This is a genomic window from Olleya sp. KJ81-1 (assembly GCF_055808135.1).
Map to the genome: position 1 here is coordinate 3,198,089 of NZ_CM147854.1, position 26,355 is coordinate 3,224,443.

At 33.4% G+C, this 26,355-nt stretch carries 19 protein-coding genes, 1 tRNA gene and 2 pseudogenes; 8 read left to right on the forward strand and 14 right to left on the reverse strand.

Annotated features, from left to right (window positions below):
- Positions 1 to 2 precede the first annotated feature (2 nt).
- The 4 genes and pseudogenes from AC0L3M_RS14945 to map all read right to left on the reverse strand — a co-directional run bounded on the left by AC0L3M_RS14945 (position 3) and on the right by map (position 2,771).
- A pseudogene (locus AC0L3M_RS14945) lies at positions 3 to 372 on the reverse strand (DUF423 domain-containing protein).
- A 20-nt stretch (positions 373 to 392) separates the two neighbouring features.
- Positions 393 to 1,158 (reverse strand): annotated as a pseudogene (locus tag AC0L3M_RS14950) (class I SAM-dependent methyltransferase).
- Between the two features lie 5 nt (positions 1,159 to 1,163).
- The gene (locus AC0L3M_RS14955; protein ID WP_473431264.1) at positions 1,164 to 1,946 is read right to left on the reverse strand and encodes a DUF3050 domain-containing protein; all 783 of its coding nucleotides are present in this window, start codon (positions 1,944 to 1,946) and stop codon (positions 1,164 to 1,166) included.
- 6 nt (positions 1,947 to 1,952) lie between these two features.
- Complete coding sequence (gene map, locus AC0L3M_RS14960; protein WP_341587443.1) at positions 1,953 to 2,771, reverse strand: type I methionyl aminopeptidase; 819 nt, start codon at positions 2,769 to 2,771, stop codon at positions 1,953 to 1,955.
- Between the two features lie 121 nt (positions 2,772 to 2,892).
- Between map and AC0L3M_RS14965 the strand changes: the two genes are divergently transcribed.
- Positions 2,893 to 4,164: an acetyl-CoA hydrolase/transferase family protein gene (locus tag AC0L3M_RS14965; RefSeq protein WP_473431265.1), complete on the forward strand. Its 1,272-nt coding sequence runs from the start codon at positions 2,893 to 2,895 to the stop codon at positions 4,162 to 4,164.
- Here the strand turns inward: AC0L3M_RS14965 and AC0L3M_RS14970 are convergent.
- From AC0L3M_RS14970 to AC0L3M_RS15000, 7 genes are all read right to left on the reverse strand, one after another.
- On the reverse strand, positions 4,097 to 4,561 hold the full coding sequence (locus tag AC0L3M_RS14970; protein ID WP_473431266.1) for a BT0820 family HAD-type phosphatase: 465 nt from the start codon (positions 4,559 to 4,561) through the stop codon (positions 4,097 to 4,099). The genes AC0L3M_RS14965 and AC0L3M_RS14970 overlap by 68 nt on opposite strands.
- A gap of 1,086 nt (positions 4,562 to 5,647) precedes the next feature.
- Positions 5,648 to 7,165: a 2,3-bisphosphoglycerate-independent phosphoglycerate mutase gene (gene gpmI / locus AC0L3M_RS14975; RefSeq protein ID WP_473431267.1), complete on the reverse strand. Its 1,518-nt coding sequence runs from the start codon at positions 7,163 to 7,165 to the stop codon at positions 5,648 to 5,650.
- Between the two features lie 80 nt (positions 7,166 to 7,245).
- Entirely contained in the window at positions 7,246 to 8,013 is a 768-nt protein-coding gene (locus tag AC0L3M_RS14980; protein WP_145006400.1) for a M48 family metalloprotease, read from the reverse strand.
- A 22-nt stretch (positions 8,014 to 8,035) separates the two neighbouring features.
- Positions 8,036 to 8,764 (reverse strand): M15 family metallopeptidase, encoded by a 729-nt coding sequence (locus tag AC0L3M_RS14985; protein ID WP_473431268.1) that lies wholly within the window; start codon positions 8,762 to 8,764, stop codon positions 8,036 to 8,038.
- Complete coding sequence (locus AC0L3M_RS14990) at positions 8,761 to 9,234, reverse strand: GNAT family N-acetyltransferase (RefSeq protein ID WP_473431269.1); 474 nt, start codon at positions 9,232 to 9,234, stop codon at positions 8,761 to 8,763. The genes AC0L3M_RS14985 and AC0L3M_RS14990 overlap by 4 nt, the downstream gene beginning before the upstream one ends.
- 202 nt (positions 9,235 to 9,436) lie before the next feature.
- Positions 9,437 to 10,585: a gliding motility-associated C-terminal domain-containing protein gene (locus tag AC0L3M_RS14995; protein ID WP_473431270.1), complete on the reverse strand. Its 1,149-nt coding sequence runs from the start codon at positions 10,583 to 10,585 to the stop codon at positions 9,437 to 9,439.
- On the reverse strand, positions 10,578 to 16,664 hold the full coding sequence (locus AC0L3M_RS15000; RefSeq protein WP_473431271.1) for a hypothetical protein: 6,087 nt from the start codon (positions 16,662 to 16,664) through the stop codon (positions 10,578 to 10,580). Before AC0L3M_RS15000 ends, AC0L3M_RS14995 begins: the two co-directional genes overlap by 8 nt.
- 171 nt (positions 16,665 to 16,835) lie before the next feature.
- Here AC0L3M_RS15000 and AC0L3M_RS15005 point away from each other — a divergent pair.
- Positions 16,836 to 16,908: transfer RNA gene (locus AC0L3M_RS15005), tRNA-Gly, on the forward strand.
- 124 nt (positions 16,909 to 17,032) lie between these two features.
- Here the strand turns inward: AC0L3M_RS15005 and pepE are convergent.
- Positions 17,033 to 17,740: a dipeptidase PepE gene (gene pepE / locus AC0L3M_RS15010; RefSeq protein WP_473431272.1), complete on the reverse strand. Its 708-nt coding sequence runs from the start codon at positions 17,738 to 17,740 to the stop codon at positions 17,033 to 17,035.
- Positions 17,741 to 17,849: 109 nt separating this feature from the next.
- Between pepE and AC0L3M_RS15015 the strand changes: the two genes are divergently transcribed.
- The 6 genes from AC0L3M_RS15015 (at position 17,850) to AC0L3M_RS15040 (ending at position 23,744) form a co-directional block, all read left to right on the forward strand.
- Entirely contained in the window at positions 17,850 to 18,464 is a 615-nt protein-coding gene (locus tag AC0L3M_RS15015) for a carboxypeptidase-like regulatory domain-containing protein (RefSeq protein WP_473431273.1), read from the forward strand.
- A 68-nt stretch (positions 18,465 to 18,532) separates the two neighbouring features.
- Positions 18,533 to 19,345, forward strand: a complete 813-nt coding sequence (locus AC0L3M_RS15020) for a peptidase associated/transthyretin-like domain-containing protein (protein ID WP_473431274.1) — start codon at positions 18,533 to 18,535, stop codon at positions 19,343 to 19,345.
- Positions 19,346 to 19,469: 124 nt separating this feature from the next.
- A complete protein-coding gene (locus AC0L3M_RS15025) occupies positions 19,470 to 19,970 on the forward strand; it encodes a DUF6702 family protein (RefSeq protein WP_473431275.1) in 501 nt (166 codons plus the stop codon).
- Positions 19,971 to 20,033: 63 nt separating this feature from the next.
- Positions 20,034 to 22,343 carry a M1 family metallopeptidase gene (locus tag AC0L3M_RS15030; protein WP_473431276.1) on the forward strand — a complete coding sequence of 770 codons (2,310 nt, stop codon included), beginning with the start codon at positions 20,034 to 20,036 and terminating at the stop codon, positions 22,341 to 22,343.
- Positions 22,344 to 22,432: 89 nt separating this feature from the next.
- Positions 22,433 to 22,762, forward strand: a complete 330-nt coding sequence (locus tag AC0L3M_RS15035) for a thermonuclease family protein (protein WP_227471000.1) — start codon at positions 22,433 to 22,435, stop codon at positions 22,760 to 22,762.
- A gap of 82 nt (positions 22,763 to 22,844) precedes the next feature.
- Positions 22,845 to 23,744 (forward strand): ExbD/TolR family protein, encoded by a 900-nt coding sequence (locus AC0L3M_RS15040; RefSeq protein ID WP_473431277.1) that lies wholly within the window; start codon positions 22,845 to 22,847, stop codon positions 23,742 to 23,744.
- Positions 23,745 to 23,801: 57 nt separating this feature from the next.
- On the opposite strand, the gene AC0L3M_RS15045 is transcribed toward AC0L3M_RS15040, so the two are convergent.
- Both AC0L3M_RS15045 and AC0L3M_RS15050 read right to left on the reverse strand, forming a co-directional pair.
- Entirely contained in the window at positions 23,802 to 24,347 is a 546-nt protein-coding gene (locus AC0L3M_RS15045) for a DUF4136 domain-containing protein (RefSeq protein WP_341588953.1), read from the reverse strand.
- Positions 24,348 to 24,370: 23 nt separating this feature from the next.
- The gene (locus AC0L3M_RS15050) at positions 24,371 to 26,350 is read right to left on the reverse strand and encodes a urocanate hydratase (RefSeq protein ID WP_473431278.1); all 1,980 of its coding nucleotides are present in this window, start codon (positions 26,348 to 26,350) and stop codon (positions 24,371 to 24,373) included.
- Positions 26,351 to 26,355 lie beyond the last annotated feature (5 nt).

Below are 26,355 nucleotides of genomic sequence, written 5' to 3' on the forward strand. Positions count from 1 at the left end.
TTTTAAAAAGCATTAACTATCAATAACAACCAACCTGTCACTAAAAGTAAACCACCAATTGGTGTAATAGGACCTAAAAATTTTAATTTTTTACCTTTAGCATCAGATAAAATTAAACCATAAATACTAAACGAAAACAGTAATATTCCAATAACAAAACACCAATAAAATAGCAGCAGTCATTGGTCCTTGACCATAGCCAATAGCTAATAAAACTATAGCGTGATACATTTGGTATTTAACACCAACCTCAAAACTATGTAATTGATCTTTAGATAAAATCTTTTTTAAAGCATGAGCTCCAAATGCTCCAAAAATAACAGATAGCATACCAAATACAGCACCTGTTGCAATTAATATTTGTGCAGTCATAAATTTATAATGTTAGGTTATTAGTTTTTGTAAACGACAGGAATAATTTCGCCTTTTGCAAGACAGTATTTTTCTATCGCTTTCGCGGAAAGTTTGCCAGTATAATCCACTTCATTCACCATAAAACCAATGTCTCTAAGTTTGTTAAAGTAGTCGTATCCATAGACACGTACATGGTCGTATTGGCCAAAAATTTCAGCACGTTCTTTTTTATCAGTAATGGTATTGTCTTCAAAAGTAGTTTGTCTAGTCAAATCCTGCGGAATTTGAAATATGCCATAACCACCAGGTTTCATAACACGATATAACTCTTGCATAGCTTTAGTGTCATCTGGAATATGTTCTAGCACATGGTTGCATAAAATAATGTCATAACTGTTATCCTCAAACGGAAGATTACAAATGTCTGCTTTAACATCTGCAATTGGAGATAATAAATCTGTTGTTGTATAATCAATATTGTCTAAGGCTCTAAAACGTTTTAAAAAACATTGCTCTGGTGCAAAATGTAGTACCTTTTTTTGATTTGTAAAAAAATCGGTTTCGTTTTGTAAGTATAACCATAATAACCTATGACGCTCTAAACTTAGGGTAGAAGGAGACAAGACGTTATTGCGTTGTGTGCCATAACCATATGGTAAAAAGCTTTTAAAGCTTTTGCCATCAATTGGGTCTGTAAACGTATCTCCTTTTAAAAAAAGCTAGAATAGGACGCACTATGTAACTAAGCCTTATTAGTAAAGGTCTAGGTATTAGATTTAATATAAGTTTAAATAGTTTTTTCAAAGGACTTAAGCTTCAACTGCTACGTGTGCTGTTATTAAGTTGTAAATACCATCCCATAACTTAATACGATAGTTTAGTGCTTGTTTAGAAACGTCTAAAACATCGTCCCATTTATTGGCATCATTAGCACAAAGTTCTTCAATCATTTTTAAAGATAAAGGACCATGCTCATCACCATCTAACTCGATATGACGATTTAAATAATAGGTTAGTTTGTTAAAGCTATTTTGATCGGCTTTAGATTGATTTATAATCTGAAAAAACATATCAGGTATAACATCTTCACGACCAAAAGTAAATGCTGCTGCTATTTTATGTGCTTGATTTGTTTTAATTATTTCAAATGTGAAATTTACAAACGCTAAAGTTTCAGGGTTTAACTGCACTGTTTTTAAAGCTTCGTCAATTGAAAACCCACTTTGTAATTGTACTATTAAATAATCAATTTGAGCTGTATTAGCTCCAACTTGTTGCATCGCTTCTAGATACATTTCAAAGTGGCTTTTTGCTTGGCCTAACTCATTTATATCACTTTCTTCACCTAAAACTATTTCATTTATAAATCTAGCAGTGGATGGATTTGCAACAGGAACCCAAGGTAAAGTTGTTGTAGTTAATTGATTTTGAAGCGCTTTTAATAACGACATAAAATCCCAAACAGCAAACACATGTTGTTCCATAAACACCTTAATATCCTCAATGTTTGATAAAACAGAATATAATTTGTGGGTATTTAATGCTTGTCTTAAAGGCTGAAGCTGATCTTCTAAATAACTAATGGACATCATTTTAAATTATAGAACTAAAGGGTTTTGTCTAAATTCATCTTCTTCGTTACTAACAATACCTAAAGCATCATAAATATAGGCAAAGGTTGATAACAACTCAGGTTTACCATCTACGATAGCAACATCATGCTCAAAATGTGCACTTGGTTTACCATCTAATGTGGTAATTGTCCAACCATCTCTATGTTGTTTAATACGTTGCGTACCAAGGTTAATCATAGGCTCAATAGCCACAACCATACCTTCTATAAATTTTTTACCACGACCACGTTTACCGTAGTTTGGCATTTCTGGATCTTCATGCATTTTAGTACCTAAACCATGACCTACCAATTCACGTACAACGCCATAGCCATGATCTTCGCAATATTTTTGAATGGCATAACCAACATCTCCAACGCGATTACCAACTTTAAATTCTTTAATACCAACGTATAAAGACTCTTTAGTCACTTGTAGTAATTTTTCGGTTTCAGGATCAATGTCACCTACAGCAAAAGTATAGGCGTGATCACCATAGTAACCATTTAAAATTGAGCCACAATCTATAGATATAATGTCTCCATTTTCTAAAGGCGTATTATTAGGAATACCATGCACCACTTGAGAGTTTGGACTCATGCATAAGGTGTTAGGAAAATCGTATAATCCTAAAAACCCTGGAACAGCACCTAAATCTCTGATGTGCTCTTCAGCAATTTTATCTAATTGTAAAGTGGTAACACCTGGTTTTACTGCTTTAGCAACTTCACCTAATGTTTTAGAAACAACTAATGCAGCTGCGCGCATTAATTCTATTTCTTCTTTTGTTTTTACTATAATCATGGTTAAAAAAATATGTGCAAATATACTTAAAATAAACTGCTTTTTTAATTTTGAAGACATGACATTTAGCAGGTTTTAAAGTATTTTGATGTATTATTTTTGTACTCTAAAAATTACAATTATGTTTACATCAGTCACAGCGGAAGACGCTGTAAAAGTTATAAAATCTAATGATCGTGTTTATATTCAGGCAGCAGCAGCTGCACCTCAGTCGTTAATTCAGGCGATGACTAAAAGACATGAAGAGTTAAAGCATGTAGAGGTTTGTCACTTACATACCGAAGGAGAAGCACCTTACGCTAACCCAGAATTAAAAGACAGTTTTCATGTTAATTCTTTTTTTATAGGAAAAAATGTAAGACATACTTTAAGAGCAGGAAATGGATCTTATACGCCTGTTTTTTTAAGTGAATTACCTGTTTTGTTTAAAAGAAACATTATTAATTTGGATGTGGCTTTTATACACGTATCTGTACCAGACAAACATGGGTATTGCTCTTTAGGTGTTTCTGTTGAAGCTACTTTAGCAGCAATTGATAATGCAACAACAGTTATTGCTCAAGTAAATAAATTTATGCCAAGAACACATGGCGCAGGAATTATACATGTGTCAGAAATTGATACGTTTGTTGAAAGTCATCAACCTTTACCTGGACATGACATGGTGTTACCAAATGCCATAGAAAATACTATAGGTGATTATGTGGCTAATTTAATCGAAGACAGAAGCACTTTACAAATGGGAATAGGGTCTATACCAAATGCTGTGTTGACTAGATTAACAAACCATAAAGATTTAGGGTTGCATACCGAAATGTTTTCGGATGGTGTAATTGACTTAATTTTAAAAAATGTAATAAACGGAAACTATAAAGCTATTAATAGAGGTCGTGCTTTATCTACCTTTTTAGTCGGATCACAACGGTTGTATGATTATGTTGACGATAATCCTTTTGTAGAAATGAGAGCATCAAATTATACTAATGATGTTTCCATTATAAAACAAAACCCTAAAATGGTAGCTATTAATAGTGCAATTGAAGTTGATGTTACAGGTCAAGTTTGTGCAGATAGTATTGGTGCACATATGTATTCTGGTGTAGGAGGACAAATGGACTTTATTAGAGGTGCATCTTTAAGTGATGGCGGAAAAGCAATTATAGCACTACCATCGGTTACTAAAAATGGAATTAGCAGAATTGTCCCAACATTGAAACCCGGAGCAGGCGTAGTAACAACACGATCGCATGTGCATTATGTAGTTACAGAATATGGTGTTGCTAATTTATATGGAAAAACCATAAAAGAACGTGTCAAAGCATTAGTTAACATTGCACATCCAGATCATAGAGATCTGATTGATAGGCAATATTTTGATTTAATAAAGTATTAAAATTTAAACCAACTTTTTTCTTTGGTTTAGGTATTTGGGGAGTGTCGTTAGTTAACATCTGATAGATTTCTCCCCAACCTAATATACCACCAATATTACGGTCGTCTACAAATAGGTCTGCGTGGATTTTTCTACTTACTTCATTGTTAAAGGTTTCTTCAGGAAAACTTTGGTTTACAGCATAAAACGTGATACCATTTTCTTGGCAATAAGCAACAGCTTCGTCAAGTTTTTTCCCGTGTCTGTAAGTCCATAAAATTAATCGATGACCATCAGCTTGCAGGCGTTTTAAGGTTTCAAAAGCAAAAAGACGTTCTTGTCCAATACCAGGATACGCGTCTTCTACTATGGTTCCGTCAAAATCTACTGCAATTATAAGTCCTTTGGAAAGCTTCATTTAATATAAAAATTGAATCCAAAAATACAATAATTATTGATAAAGTAAAGGGTAATCTTAATAGTGGTACTTCAATTAGAATGAAACTCAAAATTAATTAAAACGGAGTTCTCGATATACTTTTTTCGTGCCTCAAAAAGCACTCGAACTGACGTATGAGTAAAATAGGGTGTGTTATAAATTGGGTTGTTTTTTAGCTCTCCTCTTATTTAAAGAGGAGAATGTTATTATTTCACTTTAAACAAATGAAGATAAATAGGATTGGGTTGTTTTATCAATTTTAGATTTAGAAAATTAGTTGTTAAGTAAGCTGTCTTAAATAAATAATGAGTTTAAAACGGAGTTCTCGATATACTTTTTTCGTGCCTCAAAAAGCACTCGAACTGACGTATGAGTAGAATAAGGTGTGTTATAAATTGGGTTGTTTTTTAGCTCTCCTCTTATTTAAAGAGGAGAATGTTATTATTTCACTTTAAACAAATGAAGATAAATAGGATTGGGTTGTTTTATCAATTTTAGATTTAGAAAATTAGTTGTTAAGTAAGCTGTCTTAAATAAATAATGAGTTTAAAACGGAGTTCTCGATATACTTTTTTCGTGCCTCAAAAAGCACTCGAACTGACGTATGAGCAAAATAAGGTGTATTATAAATTGTGTTGTTTTTTAGCTCTCCTCTTATTTAAAGAGGAGAATGTTATTATTTCACTTTAAACAAATGAAGATAAATAGGATTGGGTTGTTTTATCAATTTTAGATTTAGAAAATTAGTTGTTAAGTAAGCTGTCTTAAATAAATAATGAGTTTAAAACGGAGTTCTCGATATACTTTTTTCGTGCCTCAAAAAGCACTCGAACTGACGTATGAGTAGAATAAGGTGTGTTATAAATTGGGTTGTTTTTAGCTCTCCTCTTATTTTAAGAGGAGAATGAATTTTTATTTCTCTTTAAAAGAAATAAAAAGAAAGAGGAGTTAAGTAATACTAAAACATTATAAATGTTTGATTTATTATTAGTTTTAATTTTGGAAACAAAAAACGTCCTATCGATTATAATAGAACGTTTATTGATTTTTAATATTGAATTGCTGCTATACTAAACTATGACAAGTCATTGCTTTTGGTTGTTCTACACCCATTAATTTTAAAATGGTTGGAGCCATATCACCTAAAACACCATCTTTAATTGTTTTTAATTCTTTATCAATTAAAATAAGTGGCACTGGATTAGTGGTATGTGCTGTATTTGGTGATCCATCAGGATTAATCATTGTTTCGCAATTACCATGATCTGCTATTAGTAACGTTGTGTAGCCATGTGCTAACGCAGTAGTCACTACTTTTTCTACACATTTGTCCACAACCTCACAAGCTTGTATTGCAGCAGACATAGAGCCTGTATGACCTACCATATCACCATTTGCAAAATTTAAGCAAACAAAATCCGTAGTTTCTTTTTCTAATTCTGGGACTAAAGCATCTGTTAACTCAAACGCAGACATTTCTGGTTTTAAGTCATAAGTTGCAACTTTAGGCGAATTTTTTAAGATGCGACTTTCACCTTTAAAAGGCGTTTCTTGTCCTCCAGAAAAGAAAAATGTTACGTGAGGATATTTTTCAGTTTCGGCAATTCTTATTTGTGTTTTATTGTGTTTTTCTAATACTTCACCTAAGGTTTCAGTAATATTATCCTTATCAAACACCACATTAATTCCTGTAAAAGCATCACCATAATTTGTCATTGTCACGTAGTGCAATTTCAATTTATGCATGTTTTGCTCATGATGGTCATTTTGATATAACGCATCTGTTAGTTCGCGTCCACGATCTGTTCTGAAATTAAAAAAGATAACAACATCGTCTTCTTTAATGGTAGTTAACGGAAGCCCTTCAGCATTTGATTTTATGATTGGTTTTATAAATTCGTCTGTAATATCTGCATCATAATTGTTCTGCACACTTTGTGGTAAGTTATTTGATATTTCTCCTGTACCATTAACTAAAGCATCGTATGCTAATTTAATGCGTTCCCAACGATTATCACGATCCATTGCATAGTAACGACCTGTTAAACTAGCAAGTTTTGTATTAGTGTTTAGAGTGAAATCTTCGATGTCTTGAATAAACCCTTTTCCTGATTTTGGATCTACATCACGACCATCTGTAAAGGCATGAATATAAGTGTTTTTTACACCAGAAGCTTCTGCTGCAGTAATAAGTCCTTTTAAATGATTAATGTGAGAGTGGACTCCACCATCACTTAATAATCCCAATAAATGAACATTTTTATTTTCCGCTTTAGCGTAATTAAAAGCGTTAATTAATACGTGTTCTTGTGCTAATGTATTGTTATCAATTGCTAAGTTGATTTTTGCTAAATCTTGGTATACAATTCGTCCTGCACCTAAATTCATATGACCAACTTCGCTGTTACCCATTTGACCTTCTGGTAAGCCAACATGTAATCCGTCTGTGCGTAATTGTGCATTTGGGTAATTTTGATATAAACTATCTATAAAAGGTGTGTTAGCATTATCTATTGCAGAGACTTTTGGGTCAGGAGATTTACCCCAACCATCTAAAATCATTAAGATTACTTTTTTGTTCATTTTATTAGATTTTGTTTATACAAATATAAAAACAAAAGTCCTGCAACTGCAGGACTTTATGGCTTATTTACTATATCGTTTTAGTTAAGACTATACTTTTTAATAGACGCTCTAATATGTTCAATGCGGTTGTCTGGGTCAGGATGTGTGCTTTGCATTTCTGGTTGTCTGTTAGGTCCTGCAGCACGTTTTAAAATTTCCATGACATCTATCATTTCTTCTGGATTATAGCCTGCACGCAGCATAAAACGAACACCTAAATCATCGCTTTCTAACTCATCATCACGACCATTGGTTAGTAATTTTGTCATTCCGTACTGTTGTATAAAACCTCCAGCATCAGCACCTACAGATCCAGCAGTTGATAGACCTTGCCAAAGCTCAGAATTAGCAATACGTTCTGCGCTATGTTTTCCTAATACGTGACCAATTTCGTGACCTAAAACGCCAGCTAATTGGTCCTCGTTTTCTAATTGAGAAAATAAGGCGTACGTGATAAATATTTGTCCTCCTGGTAATGCGAATGCATTAATAGTATTTGGATCTGCTAGTAAGTGAAATTCATATTTATAAGGTGTGTCCTTAGCAATACTGTTGTTGACTAGTTTGTTTCCAACATTGTCTACTAAAGCTTGATAATTTTCATTGGCATATAAACCACCATGTTGAGCAGCCATTTGGTCACGACTTTGCAATCCCATTTGGATTTCTTGATCTGGTGTCATGGATATGGCTTGTTTTTTTCCTGTGTAAGGATTTATTTCTTGTTGACTGCAATATTTAAAGCCGAAAAAAGCAGCAATACATAAGCCAATTAATAGTCGTCCTTTTAAGTTTCCTCTCATTATATCAATGTGTTAACGTTACAATTTACAAAAGTTTTGGGTTAATATCTAAAATATTTTGAGAGATGTATTTATTGATGAAATCTGCTGTAAATGAATCGATTCCGGATAATCCTTCAGTTTTTAATATTTCAGTGATATTTAAGTTTTTGTAAGCTTTTAAATATGGAGTTGAAAGTGCTTTGTAGCTAAAGTGCCAAGGTTCGTATTTGAAGCCTTTACGATTAGCATTGTCAGTATATACTAAATAAAAACCATAAGTTGAAGCGTTAGTATCCATCCATTCTTTTAGCTTACAATATGGACCATTGTTATGATAGTTTTTAGGCAATAAAACATTGTTTGGCTGCTTAACATTGGTTTGGTAAATATCAATATCTGTTCCCCAATGATGACGTGATGTCCCAGGAATTGTAGAGTATTCTATTATTTTTTTGATATTATCATGACTAGATAATCCTTTTGCTTTATTACTTTTAAATTTGCGTTCCCAAATGCGTTTTTGATGCGCAAAACTTCTGTAACTAGAAACTGTACCAATACTAATTCCGTCTTTTAAAGCTGCAGCTTGCATTTTTTTAAAGGCTACATGGGCTTCTTCTCTTAGATTATATCCGTTTCCAAATAATTGAGGGTTACCTTTTCCTATTAATTCTTGTTCAGAGATACTAGATTGATTAAATGCAAGTTGTGGTAATGTAGCTATTGAAATTACAATAAATACTATAAAGTTTAATAGTGTGTTTTTTTTCATTTTATAGATTTGTGCATGACATAATGTGGTCCAACTTCTGGGATCTCAAAAATTTCTCCAATAGTTTCAAAACCATTGTTTTTATAAAAGTTTAAAGCTTTAATTCTGGCATTAAACCATAGTCTATCAATTTTCTTAGTTTGTAAAAACTGAACGCCATAATTTAGTAGCTGTTTGCCAAAATGCATGCCTTGATAGTTTTCTAAAACACCCATAGCGCGCAGTCTGTATTGTGTTTTATCATTAAATAGAGGAGAGCAATCCGCAACAAATGTGCATACAGCAACTAAATTGTTTTTATAATACAATCCAAAATGATATGTGTTTTCTAAATCATCTTGCTGAATATAACAGGCTTCAATAGGTTTGCCTTGTCTTAGTACAGCATGTCTAATAGGTATGGTTGCTTTACCAGAAATTTGTTTTATAATTATATCGGTATTTATAATCTGATTTAAATTAGGTTGCATTTGTTTAAGTCTATTAGTCTTGTGAAAGTCACATGTCAAAATTAACTAATTTTGACTTAAATTATTGCTATGGTTTTTTGCTTTATATTAATTAAAATCACAAGCATTATAAAAAAATAAACTAATACTAGGAAAAAAACACCCTTTGCATAAATTCATTATGGCAAAGGGTATTAGTTTTATTATAAAAAACTTCTAGATTTTAATAAGTTATATAAATATATCCTGAATAACTCTTGTTGTCATCAGTAAGTTTTAATACGTAAAAATAAGTGCCGACAGGTAATTTTTCACCTTGATTACCAACTACAGTTTTATTAGATACGCCATTAAAGGTATTGTCGTAATTTTCGGTTTCGTATACAATTCTTCCCCATCGGTTAAAAATTTGTAGATTATTTTTAAATAACTCGACACCTTCTATTATAAAGTTTTCATTTAATCCATCATTATTTGGACTTATACCATTGTAGACTGTTAGTCCATCGCTACCAATTAAGGCTCCAAAAGTTATAATTTCATAATCTTCAGGAGTAAAAACAAATGAATTTATAGTACCATTATTAAGGGTTCCAGTTGTTGCGGAATTACCAAGGTCTAACCATCTGTTTTCAGCCTTACTCCAACCAACAACTCTTAAATTTATAAGATCCGTAACTAAGTTGTTTATTTGGCTTTCTTGGTCCCAAGTTAATGTAATATAAGTTGCTTTACGTCCATTAAAGTCCCAAAATTCTTCAGTGCTGACAGCATTTATAATTCCCTCAGAATTGTTTGTGTCAAAGGTGTTGCTGAAAGTAGAAGGGAAGTTAGGGTCTTCATTAAAATAAGCTGCAGTAAATTTTTCTAGTGCTAATTGAGACGGAGTAATTAACGGTCTAAGTTTATCATCTTGTCCTATAGGAAAGTTGAATGCTTCAGTGCTAATTACTGTAGCATAACCGTCGACATGTCTTAGGTCATCTTCCAGCGTGTAAATGGCATTGTCAAAGTATTCAAGCGAAACTTCTGGAGTTTCACGTGGTGTAATGATGTCTCCAATTAAATAGTCTAAGCCATTTGTTACTTGCGTACTTATGTCTAAAAATAAATGATTGTCAACCGCAACTTCCATATCAAAAAACCTTGGAATGCTAGTTCCTGAAATGGTTAACGGATTGTCTTCGTTGTAAAATCCAGCAACTCCTAAGTTTTCATTAAATGCGCCATCATTTTCTAGGTTAGTATGAAATCCAATTTGTCCTTGGTTGTGTATTTGAACGTTTCCAAAATTATGAAATGCAGTTTGTGCATTTCCATTTTGAGAAAATAAAATCGCTAACACTATTATAATGTGATGTAACTTATTCATATGCTGTGAAGATTACAAGTATGTTTTCAGTTCTATTATCTACGTTTACAGTAAACCCAGTAGGATTAAATGAAACAAAACTAGCTGAAGTTAGTCCTAAATTATCTCCATTATTATTAGAGTACCTTATTCCAATACAATGAGAACTTGAAGCGTAACGAGAGATATCGTTAATTGAAGAACCGCTACCTCCAACATAAATAACTTGTTGCGTCGTACCTCTTACATATCCTGTCATAGATCCAAAAGAATTATTAAATCCATTATTGTTATTTCCTAAGCCATTATCAGCATTTATATTTTCACTTTCTACATTAGGATATGCTTGAAAGCTAATTTGAGAAGGTTGAAAAGGAAGACCAGTGATTGTTTGATTTCCTGTTGCAGAGATTATAAAATGTCCAATATATGTACCTGAAGGACCAACAGGACCTTGTGGACCAGTTGCTCCATCAGCACCATCAGTTCCTGGAATACCCTGAGGACCAGTAGCACCATCTGCACCATCAACTCCTGGAGCACCTTGAGGTCCTTGAGGTCCTTCAGGTCCTGATGTTACAGGTATGTTGATTGTTCCTCCACCATTACTAAGAGTGACATCCTGTCCACTAATAGATAACGTTTGAATTTCATTAGTTGCATCAGTATCTTCATCAGCAGTAATATGATCAGCTATTGCAGTTTCGTTAGCAGTAATTGCTGTGTTTTGCGTGATTTGTTCTGCTTCTAAAGTGTCAATACTATCTGTGTTAGTTGTAATGTTTGCAGTATTGTCAGCAATAGTTGTGTTTTGAGTGATTTGTTCCGCTTCAATAGTATCAATGTCATCAGCATTTTCTGTGATTTGAGATTGAAGCACAGTATCATCAAAAGGAGTAACGCTTAAATCGAAGTCATTACCATTAGCAGTAATTGCAACTGAACCATCAGTTGATTCTACAGTTTGTAATTCATTAGTTGCATCAGTATCTTCATCAGCAGTAATATGATCAGCTATTGCAGTTTCGTTAGCAGTAATTGCTGTGTTTTGCGTGATTTGTTCTGCTTCTAAAGTGTCAATACTATCTGTGTTAGTTGTAATGATTGCAGTGTTATCAGCTATAGTTGTGTTTTGAGTGATTTGCTCTGCTTCAATAGCATCAATATCATCAGCGTTTTCTGTGATTTGAGATTGTAATGTTGAGTCATCAAAAGGTGTGACACTTAAATCAAAGTCATTACCATTAGCAGTTACAGAAACAGAACCATCAGTCGATTCTACTGTTTGTAATTCATTAGTTGCATCAATGTCTTCGTCAGCAGTAATGTGATCCGCTATTGCAGTTTCGTTAGCAGTAATTGCTGTGTTTTGCGTGATTTGCTCAGCTTCTAAAGCATCAATACTATCTGTGTTAGTTGTAATATTTGAAGTATTATCAGCTATAGTTGTGTTTTGAGTAATCTGTTCTGCTTCAATAGCATCAATATCATCAGCGTTGTCTGTGATTTGAGATTGCAATGCAGTATCATCAAAAGGAGTTACGCTTAAATCAAAGTTATTATCATTAGCAGTAATAGCAACAGAGCCATCAGTCGATTCTACTGTTTGTAACTCATTAGTTGCATCAGTATCTTCATCAGCAGTAATGTGATCCGCTATTGCAGTTTCGTTAGCAGTAATAGCTGTGTTTTGCGTGATTTGTTCAGCCTCTAAAGTATCAATATCATCAGCGTTCTCTGTAATTTGAGATTGTAATGTTGAGTCATCAAAAGGAGTTACGCTTAAATCGAAGTCATTACCATTAGCAGTAATAGCAACAGAGCCATCAGTCGATTCTACTGTTTGTAATTCATTAGTTGCATCAATGTCTTCGTCAGCAGTAATGTGATCCGCTATTGCAGTTTCGTTAGCAGTAATTGCTGTGTTTTGAGTAATCTGTTCCGCTTCAATAGCATCAATATCATCAGCGTTTTCTGTGATTTGAGATTGCAATGCAGTATCATCAAAAGGAGTAACGCTTAAATCGAAGTCATTACCATTAGCAATAACAGCAACAGAACCATCAGTCGATTCTACTGTTTGTAATTCGTTAGTTGCATCATTATCATTATCTACAATAGAAAACGTAGTAGAGACATTGTCTTCATTTATATAAGTAAAAGTTTGATTTCCGTTATCAGTAAGAGAAGTCGTCGTTTCTAATGAAGAAATGTCGAAAGTAATCGGGTTTCCATCATTATTATCAAATGTGAAACTTCCATCTGTGTTTTCTGTTAAAGTAGCTTTACTAACTATATCAATAGTTCCATCAGGTTTAATTAAGCTAAATGTCCCGTTATTGTTATCAATTAATTGAATGTTATCTACATAAGACTTAGGAGTTGCATCAGTTGCGTTAATAGGGTTTCCAAGATCAGTAACGGTATTTCCATTCATGTCTAGATTTCCCACCATAGTATCTCCAGTTACGTTTACATATCTAGGATCATACAGCGCTGCGTTAAAAGGATCAATTGCAATCCATTCCATATTATCTGCATCATATATGTAGGTGTTTCCTACTTGAGCTGGATCTGGAGAGTCACTGTTTACTACATATATATCTCCTTCTTGTGGTGTTCCACCAATTTCAATGGTATCAAAATCTCCTGTTGAGGTAGTTGGTCCAGTATATACGTTTCCAATTGGGATGTTTACATTACCGCTTTCGTCCGGAACACTTCCGTTTACTGTTGCTACTCTTGGACCATAGACCCATTGTGAACCATCCCAGTAAATTTCGTCATTAGCATTTACTCCATCTGCAAACATTGGTAACGTAATTTGTCCTGTTAAATCTACAGCGTTATCGGCAGTTGCGGGATTAGATAGAACTAATTCTGGACCGTTTAGTGAAAGATCTTGAAGCTCATTAGTTGCATCAGTATCTTCATCAGCAGTAATATGGTCAGCAATAGCAGTTTCGTTAGCAGTAATAGCAGTGTTTTGCGTGATTTGCTCAGCTTCTAAAGCATCAATACTATCTGTGTTAGTTGTAATATTTGAAGTGTTATCAGCTATAGTTGTGTTTTGAGTGATTTGTTCAGCTTCAATCGCATCAATATCATCAGCGTTTTCTGTGATTTGAGATTGTAAAGCGGTATCATCAAAAGGAGTAACGCTTAAATCGAAATCATTACCATTAGCAGTTACAGCAACAGAACCATCAGTCGATTCTACAGTTTGTAATTCATTAGTTGCATCAATGTCTTCGTCAGCAGTGATATGGTCAGCAATAGCAGTTTCATTAGCAGTAATAGCAGTGTTTTGCGTGATTTGCTCAGCTTCTAAAGCATCAATACTATTTGTGTTAGTTGTAATATTTGAAGTATTATCAGCTATAGTTGTGTTTTGAGTAATCTGTTCTGCTTCAATAGCATCAATATCATCAGCGTTTTCTGTGATTTGAGATTGTAAAGTGGTATCATCAAAAGGAGTAACGCTTAAATCGAAGTCATTACCATTAGCAGTTACAGCAACAGAACCATCAGTAGATTCTACCGTTTGTAATTCATTAGTTGCATCAGTATCTTCATCAGCAGTGATATGGCCAGAAATAGCAGTTTCGTTAGCAGTAATTGCTGTGTTTTGCGTGATTTGCTCAGCTTCTAAAACATCAATACTATCAGTATTTGTTGTAATATTTGAAGTATTATCAGCTATAGTTGTGTTTTGAGTTAATTGTTCTGCTTCAATAGCATCAATATCATCAGCGTTGTCTGTGATTTGAGATTGCAAAGCGGTATCATCAAAAGGAGTTACGCTTAAATCGAAATCATTACCATTAGCAGTTACAGCAACAGAACCATCAGTAGATTCTACTGTTTGTAATTCATTAGTTGCATCAGTATCTTCATCAGCAGTGATATGGTCAGCAATAGCAGTTTCATTAGCAGTAATAGCAGTGTTTTGCGTGATTTGCTCAGCTTCTAAAGTATCAATACTATCTGTGTTGGTTGTAATGTTTGCAGTGTTGTCAGCTATAGTTGTGTTTTGAGTAATCTGTTCTACTTCAATAGCATCAATATCATCAGCGTTTTCTGTGATTTGAGATTGCAATGCAGAGTCATCAAAAGGAGTAACGCTTAAATCGAAATCATTACCATTAGCAGTTACAGCAACAGAACCATCAGTAGATTCTACTGTTTGTAATTCATTAGTTGCATCAGTATCTTCATCAGCAGTGATATGGTCAGCAATAGCAGTTTCATTAGCAGTAATAGCAGTGTTTTGCGTGATTTGCTCAGCTTCTAAAGTATCAATACTATCTGTGTTGGTTGTAATGTTTGCAGTGTTGTCAGCTATAGTTGTGTTTTGAGTAATCTGTTCTACTTCAATAGCATCAATATCATCAGCGTTTTCTGTGATTTGAGATTGCAATGCAGAGTCATCAAAAGGAGTAACGCTTAAATCGAAATCATTACCATTAGCAGTTACAGCAACAGAACCATCAGTAGATTCTACAGTTTGTAATTCATTAGTTGCATCAGTATCTTCATCAGCAGTGATATGGTCAGCAATAGCAGTTTCGTTAGCAGTAATTGCTGTGTTTTGCGATGTTTGTTCAACTTCTAAAGCATCAATACTATCTGTGTTAGTTGCAATGTTTGCAGTATTATCAGCTATAGTTGTGTTTTGAGTGATTTGTTCAGCTTCAATCGCATCAATATCATCAGCGTTTTCTGTGATTTGAGATTGCAATGCAGCATCGTCAAAAGGAGTAACGCTTAAATCGAAGTCATTACCATTAGCAGTTACAGCAACAGAACCATCAGTAGATTCTACAGTTTGTAACTCATTAGTTGCATCAATGTCTTCGTCAGCAGTGATATGGTCAGCAATAGCAGTTTCATTAGCAGTAATAGCAGTGTTTTGCGTGATTTGCTCAGCTTCTAAAGCATCAATACTATCTGTGTTAGTTGTAATGTTTGCAGTGTTATCAGCTATAGTTGTGTTTTGAGTAATCTGTTCTGCTTCAATAGCATCAATATCATCAGCGTTTTCTGTGATTTGAGATTGTAAAGCGGTATCATCAAAAGGAGTAACGCTTAAATCGAAGTCATTACCATTAGCAGTTACAGCAACAGAACCGTCAGTCGATTCTACAGTTTGTAATTCGTTAGTTGCATCAGTATCTTCATCAGCAGTAATGTGATCCGCTATTGCAGTTTCGTTAGCAGTAATAGCAGTGTTTTGCGTGATTTGCTCAGCTTCTAAAGTATCAATATCATCAGCGTTCTCTGTAATTTGAGATTGTAATGTTGAGTCATCAAAAGGAGTTACGCTTAAATCGAAGTCATTACCATTAGCAGTTACAGCAACAGAACCGTCAGTCGATTCTACAGTTTGAATTTCGTTAGTTGCATCAGTATCTTCATCAGCAGTAATATGATCCGCTATTGCAGTTTCGTTAGCAGTAATAGCTGTGTTTTGCGTGATTTGTTCAGCCTCTAAAGTATCAATACTATCAGTATTTGTTGTAATGTTTGCAGTGTTGTCAGCTATAGTTGTGTTTTGAGTAATCTGTTCTGCTTCAATAGCATCAATATCATCAGCGTTTTCTGTGATTTGAGATTGTAAAGCGGTATCATCAAAAGGAGTAACGCTTAAATCGAAGTCATTACCATTAGCAGTTACAGCAACAGAACCATCAGTCGATTCTACCGTTTGTAATTCGTTAGTTGCATCTGCATCTGCATCACTTAAAGAAATTATAGTGTTTGTTCCAGATTCGTCTGTATAAGTTAGTGTGCCATCGTTATTAGATACAATAGAAGTAACCGTTTCATTAGCCATGACATCAACACATAGACTATTCCATGCATTATTATTAAACTGAAATAAACAATCTTCGTCAGTGTTATAGGCTATTGCGCCTTCAAGAGGTGTGATAGCATTCATTTGTGCAGTTGTAATCCTTGTAACGACAAGCGTTTTGGTTGTGCTTTCTAATTCAAGTACTGAATTTTGGTCAATGTTTTGAGGATTATCACCAATCTTGACTTGGGCTAAAGCATTTGTCGTGATTAGGATTGTCAGAATTAGTAGAATTTTTTTCATCTAAGGGGTTTTTTATGTAAACATATGTTTTATAACTCTATATCTACGTAAAAACAGTCCTTTACGTTTTGTGTATCGATGAAGTGTTTAAAATAATCGATAAAAAACAAAATAAAAATTGAAATAATACTTGTTAATCTAACAATTAGTACTATTTTTGCCACCGGAAATGCGAGAGTAGCTCAGTTGGTAGAGCGTCAGCCTTCCAAGCTGAATGTCGCCAGTTCGAACCTGGTCTCTCGCTCAAAAGCTTCATCATAACGATGGAGCTTTTTTTTGGAATACAGTCAGATGTTATTAATCCTATATCATCTAACTATATTCTGTAAGGTTTAAAATTAGCTTTCAATAAAGCTCATCCTTTAGTTTTATTTTAATTCATTTAAAAAAGTGTCTGTTTCAATTTCATAAGGCTCACTTCCATGTTCAAAAACTCTAGCATTTAATACACCTTTTAATTGAATAGACTGCCCTTTTACTTCTAACCAACTACCTTCCCTAAGTCCAACAACTGGTTGTGTGTTAAATTTATGAAACTCTTTTATCCTAGTTTCTCTAGTTTCTCCCATATGTTTACTAGAAGGATCTGGATCTAAATAATGAGGGTTAATATTAAATGGTACAAAGCTTAGCGTTTTAAAGCTTGGCGGATAAACAATTGGCATATCATTGGTAGTACACATGGTTAGACCACATATGTTACTTCCAGCACTTGTACCTAAATAAGGGATTCCGTTTTTAACAGCAGCTTTTAAGGGGTTGATCAACTTAAATTTATACAACGCATTAACTAAAACAAAGGTGTTTCCACCACCTGTAAAAATACCCTTAGCATTAGTAATAGCTTCTACTGGATTTTTAAATTCGTGTAATCCTTTTACTGTAATACCAATTTTAGCAAAAGCTTTTGCTGCTTTTTTAGTGTATTCATCATGCGTTATACCACTTGGTCTAGCATAAGGTATAAAAACAATGTCGTCTGTATTTTTAAAATGAATTTTTAAATTGTCTAATAAATAGTCTAAATAATGACCAGAATGAAGGGTTGAAGTACTTGCGATAATTAATTGCTTCATAATTTTAGTTTTTGTAAATTTAGGTATTAGAAGCTTTTAACAAAAGATTATAGCTGCTTAACATAATAATTTAGTCTAAAAGTTTTTAATTTACCTAAAATCAACCAACATGAAATCATATATTATTGCATTTTTTCTTTTAACTTTTAGTTTTGCTAATGCTCAAGACAGCACCAGAGTCGAGCTTAAAGGTAAAGTTATTGTCGCGTCTCCAGATTTAGAAGGCATAACCATTTATAATTCGTCTTCAAATAAAGGAACAGTAACTAATGTAGATGGAGAGTTTACTATTAGTGCAAAACTTAATGATAAAATTAGTATTTCGGCTTTACAATTTAAAGACTTTACGGTATTAGTCGCTCAGGAGGTGTTAGACTCTAAACAAATGAATGTCTTTTTAGTAGAACAAATTAATAAGCTAGATGAGGTTGTTATTTTACCATACGATTTGTCCGGAGTTTTAGATGAAGACATTGCAAACGTTGAAACCTTTAATCCAGATTTAGATGCTATTTATTTTGGAATTGGTGATATCAGTCTTTACGAGTTTGCTGATGATGAATATAGTAAAGTAGAAAATTTGGCAGCTATGAGTCAGAACGATAGGTTGCGATACCAAGCCAACGGAATGTTAATTTTAGGTAGCTTAGTGGATTTGATTTTTAGTAAAAAAATAAAAATAAAAAGGAGACCAAAGAGGTTTTATACCAATCTTCAACTTTAAGTGATACTTATGATCATAAATATTTTACAGACAATTTTGATATTCCCGAAGCTAAAGTAGAAGCCTTTATGGCCTATGTTGAAAGTAATAATTTTGATGTTAATTTATTGAATAAAGGTAACGAAATGCAATTAATAGAGCATCTTAATACAGAAAGCAAAAACTTTTTAAAAGAGAAAGTTGAAAAAAGTAGGCTTTTTTTATGTTTCTTGTTATTTGTAAGTGTTCAAATGATACACGCTCAGACTGTTGAGCTAAATGGGACAATCACTGCTGAAGACGATATTGAAAGTATTCATATATTAAATAAAACGTCTTTAACTAATGCAACATCAAGCAAAGACGGAAGCTTTGTTATCAAGGCTAAATTAAACGATACCATTATATTTTCTGCAGTACAATATACATTGCTAACCAAAGTGGTTAATCAAGAAGATATAACTTCAAAAACAATTGCAGTCACTTTAAAATTACAAACCAATCAATTAGATGAAGTGTTTTTAAAAAGGTCTTTATCAGGAGATCTAGAAGACGATTTGTTGCTTTTAGAGGCTAAACCAGTAATCAATTTTTATGATGTAGGCATACCTGGATACCAAGGAAAACAAAAAACATCTGCCGAAAGAGTCTTACATGAAGCAACAACAGGAGGAGGTTTTATACCATTAAATCCTTTATTAAACGGTATATCAGGTCGTACCAAAAAGCTAAAAGAAATTGTAAGATTAGAAAATGATGAAGCCTTATTAGTAAGACTTAAAAACGACCTGAAAGAAGCTTTTTTTAAAGACAATCCTTTAGATCAAAAACACCACATAGATTTTTTTACTTTGTACAAGAAGATCCAGACTTTAGAAGTGTTTGTAGCAAAAGTAATTTAGATGCTTTAGCTTTTTTTCAAAAGAAATTAGACCAATACAAAACAAATTTAAACACTAAAGAATAAATAATTATTTGGAATACTTTTTGCCATTAATCCATTAGATTTGTAACTACATTATACTTATGAAAACACTAAAACAGCTTTTATTTATAACCGCATTTGCGCTATTATCATTTACATCAGTGCACAAATACTATGTAAGTATCACGCAAATTGAATACGTAAAAGAGAAACAATCACTTCAAATTATTTCAAGAATTTTTGTAGACGATTTTGAAAAATTAATACGTAAACGTTACGATAGTAATATTACTTTAAATAATGGTGGTAACGAGGAGGTTATAGATCAATACGTGAAAAAGTATTTGTTAGAAAAAATGGAAATTTCGATAAATGATGAGCCAAAAAAAATAACATTTATAGGAAAAAAATACGATGACGATATAATGTATTGTTATCTAGAAATAGAAAACATTCCATCAATCAAGAACTTTCAAATAAAAAATAAAGTGTTGTTTGATCTATTTGACGATCAAAAAAACATTGTACGCACCAATATTAACGACAAAAATAAAACCTTTGTGTTGATAGCAGAGAAAGATAAAGGTTTGTTAAACTTTTAACAAAGATTTTAAACAACGTTAATTTTTGTTAAATTCACGTTCTTAAAGTAACAAACTATCACAATGAAAAAACTAAAGTATTTATTTCTTTCAGCTTTATTTTTGTCCGTAAGTGCTTTTGCACAGGACCAAAATGAAAAGAAAGAACGTCAACCAGGTCATACCAACAACAACAAGTTTAAACAGTTGTATGACGAGTTTTCAACACCAAACATGTACAGAGCAGCATCAGGTGCTCCAGGTTCTGCATACTACCAACAACAAGCAGATTACAAAATGGACATCCAATTGGATGATAAAAACGCAAAGCTTTATGGTTTTGAAACCATTACTTACACCAATAACTCACCAGATAATTTAAATTATTTATGGGTACAGTTGGATCAAAACATGCGTGCTAAAACATCTTTAACACCTTTAATTCAAGATGACGCTGCGCAACCAGCTGATACACCTGGTAATTTTGCTAATAAATACTTAACCGAGTCTTTTGATGGTGGATTTAACATCCAAGAAGTAAAAGATACTAAAGGTAACGCATTAGCGCATATGATTAATCAAACGATGATGCGTGTAGAGATGCCTTCAGTTTTAAAATCAGGAGAATCTTTTTCGTTTTCAATCAAATGGTGGTATAATATTAATGACCACGTAAATGGTAGAGGTCGTTCTGGTTACGAGTATTTTGCTGAGGATGATAACAGAGCATACGTTATCGCTCAGTTTTATCCAAGGATGGCAGTTTACAATGATGTCGAAGGATGGCAAAATTCTCAGTTTTGGGGACGTGATGAGTTCGCGTTACCTTTCGGAAACTTTGAAGTAAACATTACAGTTCCAGAAGATCATATTTTAGATGGTACAGGAAAGTTGACTAATAGAAAAGATGTGTTTTCAAAAGAAATGATGAAACGTTATGAAAAAGCACAAAAATCTTATGATGAGCCTGTAGTAATTGTAACTCAAGATGAAGCAATTGCTAAACTAAGTACAAAAGCAACTAAAACTAAAACATGGAAGTTATATGCAGAAAATGTACGTGACTTTGGTTTTGCTACATCAAGACGTTACATCTGGGACATGATGAGTGTTAAGATTGGTGATAAAGACGTTATGGCAGTATCATTATATGGTAAAGAAGGAAACCCATTATGGGAAGACTGGTCAACTAAAGCAGTAGCAAGTACATTAAAGTCTTACTCTCGTATGACCTTTGATTACCCTTACCACAAAGCAATATCTGTTCATGCTAAAGAGCAAGGAATGGAGTATCCAATGATCTGTTGGAATTATGGTCGTCCTGATAAAGACGGAAATTATAGTGACAGAACTAAATTTGGAATGATGTCTGTAATTATTCATGAAGTAGGACATAACTTTTTTCCTATGATTGTAAATAGTGACGAGCGTCAATGGACTTGGATGGATGAAGGTTTGAACACATTTGTACAATATGTAGCAGAACAAGATTTTGGAAAATGGTATCCAGATGCTTTATCGGAAGGACAAACAGCATATCCATCACGTCGTGGACCAGCAGCAAACATTGTAAGATACATGGGTGGAGATCAAGATTACATTGCTCCAATTATGACTAAAGGATTAAATACTTACCAATTTGGTAATAATGCATACGGTAAGCCAGGAACAGCACTTAATATTTTACGTGAAACTGTAATGGGACCAGAATTATTTGATTATGCATTTAGAGAATACTCTAACAGATGGATGTTTAAACACCCAACACCAGAAGATTTTTTCCGTACAATGGAAGATGCTTCAGCTTTTGATTTAGATTGGTACTGGAGAGGTTGGTTTTATACAACAGACTACGTAGACATAGGTGTTAAAGAAGTTAAAAAATACTTTGTATCTAACGAGCCAAATGCTGAAATTAAAAAAATGGCTGAACAAAGAGGGATGAAGTTAAGTGACTTACCACCTTTAGTATTTTTTGTAGAAGAAGGTGCGGATGATTTTGATACTAACTTAAAAGGAAAGTCTGCTTTGGAAAACTCTACTACTTTAAATGAGTATGTAATGGACAACTTTACAGCTGAAGAGCGTGCTAAAATAAAAGAACCAAAATTCTTTTATAAAGTAACTTTTGAAAAGCCAGGAGGATTAGTGATGCCAATTATAGTTGAGTATACTTATGCTGATGGTACATCTAAAACAGAAACGTATCCAGCACAAATCTGGAGACTTAATGATAAAGAAGTAAGCAAAACCTTAGCAACAGAAAAAGAGATTGTAAGCATTACTGTAGACCCTAAATTAGAAACTGCAGATGTTGACACGTCTAACAATTCTTGGCCAAGAGAAATGAAGGCTAGTGAGTTTGATAACTTTAAACAGCAAAACAAAAACTAAGTACTAGTTTGTTATACTATTGTAAGCCCTTAAAAATTAAGTTTTAAGGGCTTTTTTATTTTGTATATTTAGCATTATAAAATAATATTATGTACACATACAAAGCGAAAATAATAGCAGTTTACGATGGTGACACCGTAACAGCAGTTGTAGATTTAGGGTTTCTACATTCTCAAGAAATGAAATTACGTCTGTACGGTATTGACACACCGGAAATGAGAGGAGCAGAAAAAGAAGAAGGGAGGAAGGTTAGAGATATTGTTAGAAGTATGATATTGGATAAAGAAGTTACTATTCGATCCTATAAAGATAAGCAAGGTAAGTATGGACGTTATTTAGCTAATATTATATTAGAAGATGGATTAGAACTAAATCAGTGGTTGGTAGATAATGGTCATGCCAAACCTTATTTGTTGTAATCTTTAATTTAAATGTCATTAGTATTTGATAAAGTATTAAATACAACCTATCCATTTATTTATAAATTGTAGTAAGTTTATTATGAAGTTAAAAATAACAATTAGTATAATGTTATTTTGCGTGTTTGGTTTAAACGCACAAATACAATCCATACAGTTGCCTAAAGGCGAAGAAGCAATTAGTATATCTAAAACTAATGTCACACCAATCTATAGTCTTTATGTAGATAAACATGAATCCATTTATTTAGAAGATGAAGCGATTGCATTATCTGATTTAGCAAAAACCTTATCGTATAATAGAAGTCAATTAGAGGGGTTGCAAAAATTTCAAGTCAAAGTATTCTTATATATTGATCAATCTGTTAAATACAGTATTTTAGATAAAATTAAAACCGAGTTAGCTTCTGCTAATTTTTACAATTTAGTTTTTAAAACTAATACCATAAAAGATAAAGATATAGTATCTGGTTTCTCAATAAAGAATCATCAGTCCTTCTTTCATTTAGAAGAAATAAAAAAGGTGCTTACTAAAAAAGAAGAAGCTAAAAATAAACGCTATAACGATAGTATCGCTAGTCTAAGTAAAGATGAATCAGATTCTTTTTTAATGTTTCCGCCACCACCTCCACCACCTGTTGATGAGATTTTTGCGTTAGGTTATAGAGTTTATACTAATCAACAAGAGGTTGTTGATGAGGTTTTAGAAGGGAAAAGCTATAATAAATTAGTGTTATCTAACAGTGGTTTAAAATATGGAAAGAATATTATTAAAATAACCGATAACGCTCAGTTTATTGAAACCTTAAATGCAAAAGATTTTGCTTTTATTAGTTTTGATCCAGCATTGACTTATTCAAATTATTTTAAGTTTATCACGCTTCATAGACAATTATCAAAAAAAGGATGGGTTACCAAACCCTATTTGGAATTATCCAATGAGATAATCAAAATTCACAAAAAAGCTAATATTAAATTGTAGGTTAAAAAAAGCGACTACTTATTTAAAGTAGTCGCTTTTTTATATTTTAAACTATTATTATTTTTCCATTCCTGGAGGGTATTTTTCCATAATCTTAGTTACAAACTCTTTAATACGTTCCTCTTTTTTATCTACATTTTTAGATAAGTATCCAGTACCTTGACCTTGCCAAACTAATTCTTTTTTATTAGCGTCAATTAAGTCAACATACAAAACACCTTGAGTAGTAGTAGATACTGTAGGTTGCATATTCCAACCCCATCCCCAACGAGGTCCACCCCAACCCCAAGCACCAACTCCCCAATTGTTGTTGTAAACATCAACACGTTGATTGGATTTAGTAAAAATACTAACTAGTAAGTCAGGATTTTGAGATTTAGTATACCCTTTAGCTAGTAACTCAGATTCAATAGCTCTAAGGATGCGACGTTTGTCAATATCATTAATTTCGGCTTTATCAATTCCTGATTTAAAAAAAGCAAAAGTTTTGTAGTTGTTAAAATCTACAGCTTTATCATAATCTGCTGCTACTTTTACTGAGCTACATGAAGTAAATGCTATAAGTAATAGCAATGCTGGTAAAATTCGTAATGTTTTGTTCATGGCGATAATATTTATAGTTTAACTTAATTTAATAAAGCATCATCAACAAGATTAGGTAAAGTTACTTTTAGGTTTGGCTCAGACGCCATAGCGCGTTTAATAGCAAAAATAGCTTCTTCGTTTCTAGCCCAACTTCGTCTTGATATTCCGTTATTTACATCCCAGAACAACATTTGTTTTAATCTTTTTGATGCTTCTTTACTACCATCAAGAACCATACCAAATCCACCATTTATAACTTCACCCCAACCAACACCACCACCATTGTGGATGCTTACCCAAGTGGCACCTCTAAAACTGTCTCCTATAACATTTTGGATAGCCATATCTGCTGTAAAGCGTGATCCATCATAAATATTAGAGGTTTCGCGATAAGGACTATCTGTACCAGAAACATCATGGTGATCACGACCTAATATAACGGTATCAATTTGGCCTTTTGCTATAGCTTGATTAAACGCTTCAGCGATTTTCATGCGACCTTCTGCATCTGCATATAATATTCTTGCTTGCGACCCTACTACAAGTTTGTTTTGTTGTGCACCTTTTATCCATTGGATGTTATCAGCCATTTGCTGTTGTATTTGTTCTGGCGAATGTTGCTTTATGTCTTCTAAAACTTGACAAGCTATAGCATCCGTTTTTGCTAAATCTTCAGGATTACCAGAAGCGCAAACCCATCTAAATGGGCCAAAACCATAATCAAAGCACATAGGACCCATAATATCTTGTACATAACTAGGGTATTTAAAATCAATACCGTTTTTAGCCATAATATCTGCTCCTGCTCTTGATGCTTCTAGTAAAAAGGCATTTCCGTAGTCAAAAAAGTAAGTGCCTTTTGCGGTGTGTTTATTTATTGCGTCAGCATGACGACGCAATGTTTCTTGTACTTTTTCTTTAAATAACTCAGGTTGATTGGCCATCATAATATTAGCTTCGTCAAAAGTAATACCTACAGGATAGTAACCTCCAGCCCAAGGGTTGTGTAATGAGGTTTGATCACTACCTAAATCAATATGTATATTGGCTTTATCAAATTTTTCCCAGACCTCTACAATATTTCCTAAATAAGCAATAGAAATGGTTTCTTTTTCGGCTTTAGCCTTATTAACACGAGAGACTAATTGGTCTAAATCTGTAATCTTCTCATCAATCCAACCTTGATCTAAACGTACTTGTGTAATTTTTGGATTGACTTCTGCACAAACAGTAATGCAGCCAGCAATGTTACCAGCTTTGGGTTGTGCGCCAGACATTCCGCCAAGTCCTGAGGTTACAAATAAATTACCTTTAGGCTCTTTTTTAATTTTTCTAAATCCGTTTAAAACTGTAATAGTGGTACCATGCACAATACCTTGTGGACCAATGTACATATAACTTCCAGCAGTCATTTGACCATATTGCGTAACACCTAAAGCATTAAATTTTTCCCAATCATCTGGTTTGGAGTAGTTAGGTATCATCATTCCGTTAGTAACCACAACTCTTGGAGCTTCTTTGTGGCTAGGAAATAATCCCATTGGATGACCAGAGTACATGACTAAAGTTTGCTCATCATTCATCTCTGCCAAATATTTCATGGTTAAGCAATATTGTGCCCAATTGGAAAATACACCACCATTACCACCATAAGTAATTAACTCATGTGGATGTTGTGCAACTGCATAATCCAAATTATTTTGAATCATTAACATTATAGCAGCAGCTTGTTTGGATTGTGCAGGATATTCAGATATTGGTCTAGCATACATCTTATAGTCTGGTCTAAATCTATACATATAAATACGACCATAAGTATCTAGCTCTGCTTTAAACTCAGGTAATAGTGTTTCGTGATGTTTTTTGTCAAAATAACGCAAGGCATTTCGTAAAGCTAATTTTGTCTCCTCACTACTTAATATTGCTTTTCGTTTAGGTGCGTGATTTATGGAGGGATCAAAAGGTTTTGCTTTGGGTAATTTATCAGGAATTCCTTGTAATATTTGCTCTTTAAATGTCATAGTAG